This window comes from Ochrobactrum sp. WV_118_8 (genome assembly GCF_039631535.1).
Classification (GTDB): domain Bacteria; phylum Pseudomonadota; class Alphaproteobacteria; order Rhizobiales; family Rhizobiaceae; genus Brucella; species Brucella anthropi.
In genome coordinates this window covers 1,448,327-1,461,243 of the sequence record NZ_JBDIUZ010000001.1, presented here as the reverse complement: position 1 = coordinate 1,461,243, position 12,917 = coordinate 1,448,327, and the positions used below count along the sequence as shown (strand labels likewise).

Here is a 12,917-nt window from a genome sequence, read left to right as displayed (position 1 = left end):
ATGTCCAGCAAAAATTCCGTCATCGACAAGGAAACGATCCGCGACCTGGCGGACATTCTCAATGAAACCGACCTGACCGATATCGAAGTCGAACATGGCGATCTGCGTATCCGCGTTTCGCGCAAGGTCACGGTTCAGGCCGCAGCAACCGTTATGCCAGCCGCAGCCCCTGTTGCTGTTGCTGCCGCGCCAGCTGCTGCAGCCGCCGAACCGACCAAGGCCGATCTGTCGAAGAACGCCGTTCCATCGCCGATGGTTGGCACTGCCTATCTCGCTCCGGCTCCGGGTGCTCGCAACTTCATCGAAGTCGGCGCACAGGTGAAGGAAGGTCAGACGCTTCTCATCATCGAAGCCATGAAGACCATGAACCAGATTCCGGCCCCGCGGGCTGGTACGGTCAAGGCCATCCTCATCGAAGACGCTCAGCCGGTTGAATTCGGTGAGCCGCTCGTCGTAATCGAATAAGACAACAGATTACGGCTTATTCAATGAACGGGCAGCAAAGCGCAATGTTTCAAAAGATACTCATAGCCAATCGTGGCGAAATCGCTCTTCGCGTGCTCAGGGCTTGTAAGGAACTGGGCATCAAGACCGTCGCCGTTCACTCCACGGCAGACGCCGACGCGATGCATGTGCGTCTGGCAGACGAAAGTGTCTGCATCGGGCCGCCGCCATCGCGCGACAGCTATCTGAACATCCATCAGATCGTTGCTGCTTGCGAGATCACGGGCGCTGACGCAATCCATCCGGGTTATGGCTTCCTGTCGGAGAACGCCAAGTTCGCGGAAATTCTTGAAGCGCACGGCATCACCTTCATTGGCCCCACCGCTTCGCATATCCGCATCATGGGCGACAAGATCGAAGCCAAGCGCACTGCAAAGCGCCTCGGCATTCCGGTTGTTCCTGGTTCTGACGGCGGTGTGACGGATGACGTCGAAGCCGCTCGCATCGCGAAGGAAATCGGTTATCCGGTCATCATCAAGGCTTCGGCCGGTGGTGGCGGACGCGGCATGAAGGTTGCCCGCACCGAAGAAGATCTTTCGGTAGCACTTGCAACCGCGCGGACCGAAGCTGGTGCAGCCTTTGGTGACGACGCGGTCTATATCGAGAAATATCTCGAAAAGCCGCGCCACATCGAAGTTCAGGTCATGGGCGACGGTGCCGGCAATGCCATCCATCTGGGCGAACGCGACTGCTCGGTGCAGCGCCGCCACCAGAAGGTTTGGGAAGAAGCCAATTCACCGGCGCTCAATGCAGAAGCACGCGACAAGATCGGCATGGTCTGCGCCAACGCCTGTGCGGAACTGGGCTATCGCGGTGCGGGAACGATCGAGTTCCTTTATGAAGACGGCGAATTCTATTTCATCGAAATGAATACGCGTCTTCAGGTGGAACATCCGATTACGGAAGCCATCACGGGTATCGATCTCGTTCACGAGCAGATTCGCGTTGCAGCTGGCCTCGGCCTGTCGGTAAAGCAGAAGGATATCCGCTTCTCCGGCCATGCCATCGAATGCCGTATCAACGCTGAAGACCCGCTGACTTTTGCGCCTTCGCCGGGCCTGATCACGCATTATCATACGCCGGGTGGCCTCGGCATCCGCGTGGATTCGGGCGTCTATTCCGGCTATCGCATTCCGCCTTACTACGACAGCCTTATCGGCAAGCTCATCGTGCATGGTCGCAATCGCGTCGAATGCATGATGCGTCTGCGCCGTGCGCTGGACGAGTTCGTGGTGGATGGTGTGAAAACCACCCTCCCGCTTTTCCAGGACTTGATTGCCAATCAGGATATCGCTAACGGCGATTACGACATTCATTGGCTTGAAAAGTATCTGGCCAAGAAAACCAAGAGCGAAAGCGCCTGACGAAAGTGACCGCAGGAGTGTCCCCGGACGACTATTCAATCGAACCGGAGTTACTCCTGCGGGCCTATGCCACGGGAATATTTCCCATGGCCGAAGAAGCCGACGATCCCGAAGTCTTTTGGGTTCGTCCCGAGAGGCGCGGTGTCATACCCCTTGATGGCTTCCACATGCCGAAAAGCCTCCAGAAGACCATCCGCCAGGGCCTTTTTGACATAAAGCTCGATAACGATTTTGATGGTGTGATCGAAGGTTGTGCCAGCGGAACCGGTGAACGCGCGCGCACATGGATCAATGGACCTATCCGCGAAGCCTATAAGAATCTGTTCGAGATAGGACATTGCCACACGGTCGAAGCCTGGCATGACGAACAGCTCGTCGGTGGACTTTATGGGGTAACGCTTGGGCGTGCCTTTTTCGGCGAGAGCATGTTCACACGCAAACGGGACGCGTCAAAGGTCTGTCTTGCCTATCTGGTCCAGCATCTGGTGAAGCAAGGCTTCGTGCTGCTCGACACGCAGTTCACCACACCGCATCTTGAAAGATTCGGCGCTGTGGAAGTTCCAAGGAAAAAATACGAGAAGCTGCTGGAAAACGCGCTGGATGGTATCGCGCGTTTCTAAGTAGCTGCGGTTAATTGCGCTGATCCGGCGGAGGCACTTCCGACTTCTGCTTGCAGTCCTTCAGCCAGACGTCATAGATCGGATGCTCGACAGCATTGAGACCCGGACTATCGGCAAACATCCAGCCGGTAAAAATACGGCGAATCTTTCGGTCAAGCGTGATCTCTTCGACTTCAACGAAACCATCGGTGCGTGGTGCTTCGTTCTCTGTGCGCGAATAACAAACTTTCGGCGTTACCTGAAGGGCGCCGAACTGAACTGTCTCATTGATATAGACGTCGAACGTCGTAATACGCCCGGTGATTTTATCGAGACCCGAGAACTCAGCAACTGGATTGGTGATGCGTTCGGCCATTGCTGCTTGAAAGCTGCTGGTGGTCGCAATGAGCGAAATCAAGGCAACCTGAACAGCCCTTTTTATCGGGTTTTTTCCGTTGCCAGCCGCGCCGTGAGATTGCTTCGTCAAAACGGAGATCCGCATCCAAAGGGTTTAAATTAAGCCGGAACAATTCCTAAGCATGAAATGTGACGATTCGTTGCCCAGTCGCAAGCCGCAATGCTGCCGCTGGTCTTAAGCGAGCCGTCTATCCTCAAACCTTTTCCGCTATAGCGTCAAAAGGCGGACACATAATAAATCCGGCGCGGATGAACGCGCCGGACAAAAATCAAAACCGATTATCAGTTGCCCGGTGTCCAGGCATCGTATTCGCCGGTCACGCGTGGACGTTCCGCAGGTTCCGTGCCCGGACGGGCAATGGCGCCTTTCGGACGATATGCCAGCGGAGAACCGGTCAGGTTCTGCAGATGCGGCTTCTGCCAGTCGCGCGGCTTGTAGTCTTCCTTGGTAGGCGGCGTGTCAACGCGATGATGCATCCAGCCATGCCAGCCGGGAGGAATAGCACTTGCTTCCGCATAGCCATTGAAGATTACCCAGCGACGTGTGCGACCTTCGGAGTCCTTGCCGCCCTGATAATAGATATTGCCGAACTCGTCTTCACCGACGCGCTCGCCCTTGCGCCACGTATGAAACCGCGTGCCGAGCGTCTGGCCGTTCCACCAGGTGAAAACTTGCGTAATAAATTTCTTCATGACCTATTCCAGATCCATTATTGCCACAGGTGACCGAAACCACCGGGTTTTCTTGCTTATGGCCCTATCGACCGGCCATGGCAAGGGTCAAGTTGCCGCTGTCACAAGAGTATGATGGGCCCAAAACGCCGCGCGCGTCAGGCTTTTATATTCTAGCATGCCTTGATCCTCAAACCGGATCCCACTTTGGGAAGACATGCTTTACATATTCCAGCTTTCAAGCGACTTTTCCATAACCAGTACCGGTTCCTTGCAATTGGGATCGCCCCAATCCTCGTTCCGGCCGACTTTGGTATAGCCCTTGCGCTCGTAGAAATTCACCGCCTTGGTGTTTCGTTCGATCACTTCAAGCTTCATCGTTCGAACATCAGGAAAAGCCATCTCGATTTCGGCGAGAAGCATCGTTCCAATGCCTTGAACCTGCGTGTCGGGACGAACATAAAGCTGATGCAACGAAGCCTTGCCTGCTTCGGACTGGCTGGCAAAAGCCATTCCGTCGATGCCACCATTGCCGTTATCGGCGACAATGAACTCCGAATAAGGCTTCTTCAGATTGGCCTTCAGAACAGCGATGCCGTGCCACCGGGCGGTAACGGAATCCACTGTTTCCCGCCCGAGGATGTCGTCAAAGGTCGCGTGCCAGGTCGATACAAGCAGCTCATGCACTGCCTTGAGATCAGCCTCTGTCGCGCTTCTGACCCACATTACTCTTCAATCCCGAGCTTGGCCTTGACCAGTTCATTCACGGATTGCGGGTTGGCCTTCCCGCCCGTTGCCTTCATGACCTGACCAACGAACCAGCCAGCCAGCGTCGGCTTGGCTTTCGCCTGCTCAACCTTTTCCGGGTTGGCGGCAATGACATCGTCCACGGCCTTCTCGATGGCACCGGTGTCCGTAACCTGCTTCATGCCACGTTCTTCAACGAGCTTCTTCGGGTCACCGCCCTCATTCCAGACGATCTCGAAAAGATCCTTGGCGATCTTGCCGGAAATCGTGCCTTCCTTGATGAGATCGATGACTGCACCGAGCTGTTCCGGGCTGACCGGCGATTCCTCAATGTCCTTGCCCGCCTTGTTCAGCGCGCCGAGGAGATCGTTGATGACCCAGTTCGCTGCGGCCTTGCCGTCACGACCGGCAGCAACGGATTCATAATAATCAGCAATGGCCTTCTCGGTAACGAGAATCGATGCATCGTAGATCGAGATGCCCTGCTTCTCGACGAGGCGCTGCTTCTTGACGTCCGGCAGTTCCGGCAGATCTGCTGCCAGCGCATCCACGAATGCCTGGTCGAACTCGAGCGGCAGAAGGTCCGGATCAGGAAAATAGCGATAGTCATGCGCTTCTTCCTTGGAGCGCATGGACCGGGTTTCACCCTTTACCGGATCGAACAGACGCGTTTCCTGATCGATGGAGCCACCGTCCTCGAGAATAGCAATCTGGCGACGAGCCTCATATTCAATCGCCTGACCGACGAAGCGGATCGAGTTGACGTTCTTGATTTCGCAACGCGTGCCGAATTCACCGCCCGGACGGCGCACGGAGACGTTTACATCAGCGCGCATCGAGCCTTCGTCCATATTGCCGTCGCAAGTGCCGAGATAACGCACAATCGTGCGCAGCTTGGTCAGATAAGCGCGTGCTTCATCGGAGGAACGCAGGTCCGGCTTCGATACGATTTCCATCAACGCCACACCAGAACGGTTCAGGTCCACATAGGACATGGTCGGATGTTGGTCGTGCATGGACTTGCCCGCATCCTGTTCCAGATGCAGGCGCTCGATGCCGATTTCCACGTCTTCGAACTGGCCCTTATTGTCCGGGCCGACCGAAATCATGATCTTGCCTTCGCCAACGATAGGCTGCTTGAACTGCGAGATCTGGTAGCCCTGCGGCAGATCGGGATAGAAATAGTTCTTGCGGTCGAAAACCGACTTTAGATTGATCTGAGCATTGAGCCCGATTCCCGTGCGAACCGCCTGCTTGACGCATTCCAGATTGATGACCGGCAGCATGCCCGGCATGGCTGCATCAACCAGAGAAACATTCGAATTCGGCTCCGCGCCAAACGAAGTGGAAGCGCCGGAGAAAAGCTTCGATTCTGACGTGACCTGCGCATGGACTTCCATGCCGATGACGACTTCCCAGTCGCCGGTCGCGCCGGAGATAAAGCGTTTGGGTTCAGGTATACGCGTATCGATTAGGGACATTACTGGCTCGACAATACTGTGATTGGGCTGAAACTGATTGTTGTATTGGCTAGAGCAAAGCCCCACCGGATGCAAGCTTTTCAGCCACCATTTCCATGATCGCAAAACGAAAAGGCCGCGCTATGCGCGGCCTCTCCGAATTCATGCTGGAAGTGAAGATCAAGCCTCTTCGGACTTGCCTTCGTCGGCCTTCTTCTTAGGAGCGGCCTTCTTCTTGGGAGCAGCCTTCTTGGCAGGCTTTGCTTCCGAAGCTGCATCTTCGTCTTCAGCCGTCAGCTCTTCCTTCGAGACCTTCTTGTCGGTCACGTTGATGTTGGCGAGCAGATGGTCAACGACCTTTTCTTCAAAGATCGGGGCGCGAAGGTTGGCAACGGCATCCGGCGTCTTGCGCAGGAATTCGTAGATTTCCTTTTCCTGGCCCGGATAGCGACGAACCTGATCGTAAACAGCGCGCTGCAGTTCTTCTTCAGAAACTTCAACGCCAGCCTTTTCGCCGATTTCCGACAGAACCAGACCGAGGCGTACGCGACGCTCAGCGAGCTTGCGATATTCTTCGCGAGCAGCTTCTTCGGTGGTTTCTTCGTCTTCGAACGTGCGGCCAGCCTGCTGCAGGTCGAAGTTGATCTGCTGCCAGATGTTGTTGAATTCAGCGTCAACAAGCTTCTGCGGCGTTGCGAACTGGTAGTCGCCGTCCAGAGCATCGAGAATCTGACGCTTTACCTTCTGGCGGGTGATCTGGCCGTACTGGCTTTCGATCTGTTCGCGAACAACCTGACGCAGACGCTCAAGCGATTCGATGCCGAGCTTCTTTGCAGTTTCATCATCGAGAACGAGTTCGTTCGGCTTGGCAACTTCCTTGACGGTAATGTCGAAGGTAGCTTCCTTGCCAGCCAGATGGGCAGCGCCGTATTCAGCCGGGAACGTCACAGTGATGACCTTCTCGTCGCCAGCCTTGACACCAACGAGCTGCTCTTCGAAGCCCGGAATGAACTGGCCCGAACCGAGAACGAGCTGCGCATCGTTGTCCGCGCCGCCTTCGAACGGCTCGCCGTCGAGCTTGCCCAGATAGTCGATCGTGACGCGATCTTCGTTTTCGGCCTTGCCCTTCTTGGTTTCGAAGGCGCGGGTCGACGAAGCGATGCGCTTGACCTGATCGTCAACTTCCTCATCGGAAATATCGACGACTTCACGGGTAACGGCGATCTTCGAGAAGTCCTTGACTTCAATTGCCGGCAGAACTTCGTAGTTCAGCGAGAAAACGAAATCGGCCTTGCCGTCGAGAACCTGTTCGGCCTCTTTTTCGTCTTCCGACATGATGACTTCAGGCTGAGTAGCCGACTTTTCGTTGCGTTCAGCGAGAAGCGAACGCGACGAGTCGTTGAGGATTTCGTTGACGATTTCCGCCATGAAGGACTTGCCGTACATCTTGCGGAGGTGAGCCGCAGGCACCTTGCCCGGACGGAAGCCGTTGATCTTGGCGCGGTCACGCGCAGTTTCCAGCCGCTCTGCGAGCTTGGCTTCGAGGTCCTTGGCCGGAACCACGACTTTGATCTCGCGCTTCAGCCCTTCATTGAGCGTTTCGGTAACCTGCATGTTCAAACCTTCACTTCTTGTCATTGTCCCGCCGTCACCGGCTTGTTTGCCTTGTCGCGGGAGAGAAATTCTTTTGCCTTATGGCAGTTGGTGCGGATGGAGGGACTCGAACCCCCACGGTCTCCCGCCAGAACCTAAATCTGGTGCGTCTACCAATTTCGCCACATCCGCTTCTGAACCGAAGCACATTCCTCAGAACGCACCATTATTCGTCTCAGATATTGAACCGCCCCTCGAAAGCGCGCGTCTCTATATCATCCAATTTTCCCGGTTCAAAGGAAAAAAGCCGCCTTCCTTGCATAGATTTACAAGGTTCGATCAGGCTGAGCTCTTCCTACCCTTTCCGTCTCTATATAGCGATCCTGTCGCATCAGCCAACCCTTTTGAAACAGGGCGTGATGACAGGATCAATAAAGAGGCTCCTGATAAAGCTGCCGGCCGTCTTCCTGCAGGGCTTTGATGACCGGCGTTCCGTTCGGATCGACCGCCACAACGGCAGTAATCCGCCGCTCGCGCTGGCTGTCTTCAATCGCACGTCCCTGCCCCTCGGGTACATAATACCGTTCGATGCCAAAATTGAGACGAATATTCGATTCCGCATCATCGGATATAGAATAAGCAGCCTCGCCCCGAATCTGCTCCTCACCGGAGGTAAGGTCTGAAAGCGGAACGAATGACGCGCGTGAAAACCGCGCTATCCCGTTTGTATCGGGCTTCACGGCCACATAGACAGTTCGTGAACCGGCAGGACGCTCGCCCTGAATATCCTTTCGGGACAGACTGGAAATCTCATACCCCAGAACGACATAGTCGCCGCGCATCAGATCGCGCGGGTCGAAAGGCTCCGTCTGTAGCGTCACTTCCGCACCCGAACGCAGGACAGAGGCGCGCTTTTCTATGCCTGCATAAAGAATGCCGGTTTGCAGCAGGGCGGTGATGGTCGCCCCAACATAGAGCCATTTGAGCCGAATAGTCATAGGCGGGCCTCCACGCTGCTTTTCCTTCCGAACCGGTTCTCCATGCGTCGCACAAAAGCAGCCAGCAGCAGCACGAGAATGCCCGCAGTCAGGAAGAAGCCGGATGTTCCGATCATGGTGCCAACCGTCTCGAAAGCCAGATAGAGAACCTGGATCGAAAATGCGGCATAGGCGATGGAACGCAGGCCGCCATTATTTCGACCGGCAACAGCAATCGCCCCGATCGCGAGCGCCAGTATGAAGATGCTATATAATATGTCCCTATCCAGATTTGCGGTAACGCTGGAATAGGAGAACATCTGGTTGATCTGAAGCGTGACAAGCGCCAACAGCGCGAGAGCCAGCCCGTATGCCGCGAGCGGATGAGCGAAGCGGGTCAGTCTCTGCACCGTATCATGGGCAAAACCGTCAGCCAGTATCAGACCGATTCCCACGACCAGCATAAGCACCAGCACCGTATTGCTCTCATGCTCCGCATAGACGAGCAAAGCCCAGCCAATGGAGAACATTGCCCACAGATGGGCTGCATGTCGCGAGCGCGTGAACAAGGCCGCTGCAGCGCCGAACAGCAAAAGCAGCGGTCCGATCCAGCGATAGGTCACGTCATCATAGGACGACGTATCAAAAACGTAGGTCGAAAGATAAAAGCAGGCGACACCAGCGCCGAAAGCCGCCAGTACCGGCGCGCGTAGAAGAAAAGCCGAAACCAGAACGCCTACGGACCAATAGATTGCAGCGGAATGGATGTCGCCGGACAAATGATACATTTGCCCCACAAGCGCCAGCCCTGCCCCGAACGATGCAGCACCCACAATATAGAGCGTAGCCGGAAACAGCTTGTCACCACGAGACTGCCGCCAGGCTCCACCGAGATAACTCACCCAAATAAGAACGAATATGAGGCCGATGCGCATGAGGCGCGGCATTTCCTGCCAGTTCGCGGCAACCAGCATGATAACGGCTGCACCGAGAAGCAGCCCGCCAAGCGTGGCCAGAACGGAACCAAGGCTGAAGACCGAAGCGCGCTTTTCAAGGTCGGCATTCAGTTTCGATGCTGTTTCCGCATCAATCAGACCGTCCCGCTGCCATCTCTCGATCAGGCGTTCAACAGAAATGGAAAATGACAAATTAGCTCCTGGTCATTCTGTCAGTTGTTGCTGTCGCAACCGTAAGCGTTTGAGAACATATAGGAAACTGCGCTGCCGGCAAAGAGTGGATCAAATCGCTTTGCGGCAATTTTGTGCCACACCAGTCTAATCGATTTAACGTGTCGTGCAGAACCCGCAGAGCAGCTATGCAAACTCGGGTCTGCAACCTGCGAAAACAATAGCTTATATCATGGGCAACAAACGAGATGAATTGAACAGAACTCCAGTTCCTCAACGATGAAGGAATAGCACGATGAACCTCCTCCGCTCTTACAACAACTGGCGCCGTTACCGCGACACCGTCAATGAACTCAGCCAGCTCTCCACCCGCGAGCTGAACGATCTTGGCATCTCCCGCGCGGACATTCCGTTCGTGGCTCGCCAGACCAAGGCCCGTTAAAAACCAGGGCTCGCTAATTAACGAGCCTCACAGTTTCTCCCGATAGGGTTTTCTCCAAGTCTGGATCCTCCTCCCACCAGACTTGGTTCATCGCAGAACCATCCTCCTCCCAGGTTTTGCGATAACAAGACCGGTTCTCCTCCTCCCAATGCCGGTCTTACCATAATGGCATCCGTCGTTCCTCCTCCCGCGACGGATGCCATTTCTTTTTGCGGCTCGATTCCCATCCTTAGCGAGCCTTCTCCATTGAAGGCGTTCAGCAAAGGCGATAAGGGAATGGCCCATGTCAAACACATCCGATCTTTCTCCCGTTCACGTCGTCGGCGGCGGTCTTGCCGGTTCTGAAGCTGCATGGCAGCTCGCGCAGGCGGGCGTGCCCGTCATACTGCACGAAATGCGCCCCGTACGCGGCACCGACGCCCACAAGACCGAGCAACTGGCCGAGCTTGTCTGTTCCAACTCTTTCCGCTCGGATGATGCCGAAACCAATGCCGTCGGCGTTCTTCATGCCGAAATGCGCCTTGCCGGATCGCTCATCATGGCGTGCGCCGATGCACATCAAGTTCCCGCAGGTGGCGCGCTGGCTGTCGACCGCGAAGGCTTTTCGCAGGCCGTCACTGCCAAGCTTGAAGCCCATCCGCTGATTACAATCGTTCGGGAAGAAGTCACCGGCCTGCCGCCAGAGGAGTGGGGAACGAGCATTGTTGCCACCGGGCCCCTGACCGCGCCTTCACTGGCTGAGGCCATTCAGGCGCAAACAGGAGCGGATGCTTTGGCCTTCTTCGATGCCATTGCTCCAATTATCCATTTTGATTCGATCAATATGGATGTCTGCTGGTTCCAGTCGCGCTATGACAAGGTTGGCCCCGGCGGCACCGGAAAAGACTACATCAACTGCCCCATGGACAAGGAGCAGTATGAGGCGTTCGTGGCCGCATTGGTCGAAGGCGACAAGACCGACTTCAAGGAATGGGAAGGAACACCCTATTTCGACGGCTGCCTGCCGATCGAGGTGATGGCTGAACGCGGGCCGGAAACCTTGCGTCATGGGCCGATGAAGCCGATGGGCCTTACCAATGCCCATAATCCGACTGTGAAGGCTTATGCCGTCGTGCAGCTCCGTCAGGACAATGCGCTCGGCACGCTCTACAACATGGTCGGTTTCCAGACGAAGCTGAAATACGGCTCGCAGACCGGCATATTCAAGATGATTCCGGGTCTGGAAAATGCGGAATTCGCTCGCCTCGGCGGCCTTCACCGCAACACCTATCTGAATTCTCCCGTGCTGCTCGATGGTACGCTTCGCCTGAAATCACGCGAAACACTGCGCTTTGCCGGTCAGGTGACGGGTTGTGAAGGCTATGTCGAATCGTCAGCCATTGGATTGCTGGCAGGTCGTTTCACTGCCGCAGAAAAGCTGGGGCAGACGTTGACGCCACCTCCCGGAACAACCGCGTTCGGTGCCCTGCTCGGTCATATAACGGGTGGGCACATCGTTGCCGACGACGAACCGGGCAAGCGTTCGTTCCAGCCGATGAATGTGAATTTCGGCCTGTTCCCGCCCGTCGATGTTCCGAAGCCGGAAGGCAAGCGTCTGCGCGGCAAGGAAAAGACTGTTGCCAAGAAACGCGCGCTTTCCGCACGTGCTCTGGCTGACTGCCGTCAATGGCTGGGCTTGGGGCTGGACTTGGAGCTGGACTTGGAGCTGGGCTCGAGGCAAGGACCGGCTGAGTGATATTGCGATGGGCTTCGGTTCGATTGAACTGAAGCCCATCGGTTCCGGCTACTCAGAAGTTGGCTCTGAACATGAGCCATTGCTTCCGGATGGCTGAAATGTCCGCCACCTTTTCCGCAGCCTGTGCGCCCAGGCGCTCGATTGCTCGCAGATAGGCCGGAACAAGCGCCAAAGGCAGAAACGCTGGAACAAGGCTCTTCGGCAGCTGTGACTTGTTCTTCTCGAAAATCGCCAGATGTTCACGCGCGAAAGCCAGCATGATGCTGATCATGCGCTCGACAGCAGCCTTGTCTTCGCCAGCAATGAAAGTCTCGCGGGTCACACCGACTGCCTGCAACATATCGGCAGGCACATAGAGCTGCCCACGCCGCCGATGAATAGGCATAAGGCGAAGCAAGCCGGTTACGGCCTGTGCCACGCCAGCATGGCCGGTTATTTCCGTCTGTGCCTGCGCGGCATCCCTGTCCAAGATAAAGCCGGCTAACTGGATGATTGCCGATGCGGTTTCCCCGCAATAACCTTCCAGATCATTACGGCTGGGCATCGGATCGTCATATAGATCGAAGATGCGCGCTTCGCAATAATTGTCGAAAGCAGTTCGCGGCAGCTCATATTTTTCAATGGTGTTGATCAGCGCTGCGGCAACGGGATGTGCTTCCGCACTGCCCCTCGCCTCGCCATTGATGAGATCGCGCCACCATTGCAGCCGGACTTCGCCCGGCAGCGGTTCGTGGACTAGATCACGGATACGCGCAACTTCGGCATTAAACGCATACAACGCAGCCAGACCGCCACGACGATCCTCCGGCGCATAAAGCACTGACAGATAGCGGTCCCGGTCAGCTTGGCGAAGCAATGCCAGGCAATGTGCCTCATTCTCGTTCATGATGTCAGTCTACAGCAATCAACGCCGCTGCGACCGCACGATCTTCGGCCAGAAGCACATTATAGGTGCGAACGGCGGCACCTGTACTCATGGGATCAGAAGAAATGCGGTGTTCGCGCAGGATAGCGCGCACGTCTTCTGGAATACGGCGCAGATCCATGCCCGTCCCCACCAGCAGAATTTCAATATCGGATGCCTGCTCAAGGATCATCTTAAGATCGGCTTTGGCCAGTATCGGCGGCGTCGCAGGTTCCCAGCCATGAATGCCGGAAGGCAGGCAAAGAATGGAACCGCGATGCGACATTTCGGCAAAGCGGAATCCACCGTCGCCATAGGCGTCAATGGGAGCACGGCCCGGAAAATGGGCCTCGCGTATCTCTATCCCTTTGGCCAT

14 protein-coding genes and 1 tRNA gene are annotated in these 12,917 nt (G+C 55.9%); 5 read left to right on the top strand and 10 right to left on the bottom strand.

Features of this window, described 5'->3' with window-relative positions; genetic code table 11:
• From accB to aat, 3 genes are read left to right on the top strand one after another with little or no spacing between them, the layout of a single operon-like run.
• Positions 1-465, top strand: a complete 465-nt coding sequence (accB, locus tag ABDF71_RS07070) for an acetyl-CoA carboxylase biotin carboxyl carrier protein (protein WP_010661264.1) — start codon at positions 1-3, stop codon at positions 463-465.
• Positions 466-509: 44 nt separating this feature from the next.
• The gene (accC, locus tag ABDF71_RS07065) at positions 510-1,868 is read left to right on the top strand and encodes an acetyl-CoA carboxylase biotin carboxylase subunit (protein ID WP_500061424.1); all 1,359 of its coding nucleotides are present in this window, start codon (positions 510-512) and stop codon (positions 1,866-1,868) included.
• Between the two features lie 5 nt (positions 1,869-1,873).
• Entirely contained in the window at positions 1,874-2,488 is a 615-nt protein-coding gene (gene aat, locus ABDF71_RS07060) for a leucyl/phenylalanyl-tRNA--protein transferase (protein ID WP_162998209.1), read from the top strand.
• Between the two features lie 10 nt (positions 2,489-2,498).
• Here the strand turns inward: aat and ABDF71_RS07055 are convergent, their stop codons facing one another.
• The 8 genes from ABDF71_RS07055 to ABDF71_RS07020 form a co-directional block, all read right to left on the bottom strand.
• Positions 2,499-2,969 carry a DUF2155 domain-containing protein gene (locus ABDF71_RS07055; RefSeq protein ID WP_010661261.1) on the bottom strand — a complete coding sequence of 157 codons (471 nt, stop codon included), beginning with the start codon at positions 2,967-2,969 and terminating at the stop codon, positions 2,499-2,501.
• Between the two features lie 197 nt (positions 2,970-3,166).
• Positions 3,167-3,577, bottom strand: coding sequence for an NADH:ubiquinone oxidoreductase subunit NDUFA12 (locus ABDF71_RS07050; protein ID WP_010661260.1), 411 nt, complete (start codon positions 3,575-3,577; stop codon positions 3,167-3,169).
• 201 nt (positions 3,578-3,778) lie between these two features.
• On the bottom strand, positions 3,779-4,282 hold the full coding sequence (locus ABDF71_RS07045; RefSeq protein ID WP_105529020.1) for a GNAT family N-acetyltransferase: 504 nt from the start codon (positions 4,280-4,282) through the stop codon (positions 3,779-3,781).
• The gene (gene gatB, locus ABDF71_RS07040) at positions 4,282-5,784 is read right to left on the bottom strand and encodes an Asp-tRNA(Asn)/Glu-tRNA(Gln) amidotransferase subunit GatB (RefSeq protein WP_010661258.1); all 1,503 of its coding nucleotides are present in this window, start codon (positions 5,782-5,784) and stop codon (positions 4,282-4,284) included. Before gatB ends, ABDF71_RS07045 begins: the two co-directional genes overlap by 1 nt.
• A gap of 159 nt (positions 5,785-5,943) precedes the next feature.
• Positions 5,944-7,377, bottom strand: a complete 1,434-nt coding sequence (gene tig / locus ABDF71_RS07035) for a trigger factor (protein ID WP_029376252.1) — start codon at positions 7,375-7,377, stop codon at positions 5,944-5,946.
• Between the two features lie 88 nt (positions 7,378-7,465).
• Positions 7,466-7,548 (bottom strand) — tRNA-Leu (locus ABDF71_RS07030).
• Between the two features lie 236 nt (positions 7,549-7,784).
• Positions 7,785-8,354, bottom strand: a complete 570-nt coding sequence (locus tag ABDF71_RS07025) for a GDYXXLXY domain-containing protein (RefSeq protein ID WP_010661256.1) — start codon at positions 8,352-8,354, stop codon at positions 7,785-7,787.
• Positions 8,351-9,481, bottom strand: coding sequence for a DUF2157 domain-containing protein (locus ABDF71_RS07020; protein WP_010661255.1), 1,131 nt, complete (start codon positions 9,479-9,481; stop codon positions 8,351-8,353). Before ABDF71_RS07020 ends, ABDF71_RS07025 begins: the two co-directional genes overlap by 4 nt.
• Before the next feature lie 274 nt (positions 9,482-9,755).
• Between ABDF71_RS07020 and ABDF71_RS07015 the strand changes: the two genes are divergently transcribed.
• Together ABDF71_RS07015 and trmFO are read left to right on the top strand one after the other, a co-directional pair.
• Positions 9,756-9,902 carry a DUF1127 domain-containing protein gene (locus tag ABDF71_RS07015; protein WP_006466676.1) on the top strand — a complete coding sequence of 49 codons (147 nt, stop codon included), beginning with the start codon at positions 9,756-9,758 and terminating at the stop codon, positions 9,900-9,902.
• Between the two features lie 283 nt (positions 9,903-10,185).
• A complete protein-coding gene (trmFO, locus tag ABDF71_RS07010; RefSeq protein ID WP_500061423.1) occupies positions 10,186-11,637 on the top strand; it encodes a methylenetetrahydrofolate--tRNA-(uracil(54)-C(5))-methyltransferase (FADH(2)-oxidizing) TrmFO in 1,452 nt (483 codons plus the stop codon).
• Between the two features lie 52 nt (positions 11,638-11,689).
• On the opposite strand, the gene ABDF71_RS07005 is transcribed toward trmFO, so the two are convergent.
• Together ABDF71_RS07005 and ABDF71_RS07000 are read right to left on the bottom strand one after the other, a co-directional pair.
• On the bottom strand, positions 11,690-12,523 hold the full coding sequence (locus tag ABDF71_RS07005; RefSeq protein ID WP_010661253.1) for a phytoene/squalene synthase family protein: 834 nt from the start codon (positions 12,521-12,523) through the stop codon (positions 11,690-11,692).
• A gap of 4 nt (positions 12,524-12,527) precedes the next feature.
• Positions 12,528-12,917, bottom strand: a complete 390-nt coding sequence (locus ABDF71_RS07000; RefSeq protein ID WP_010661252.1) for an Mth938-like domain-containing protein — start codon at positions 12,915-12,917, stop codon at positions 12,528-12,530.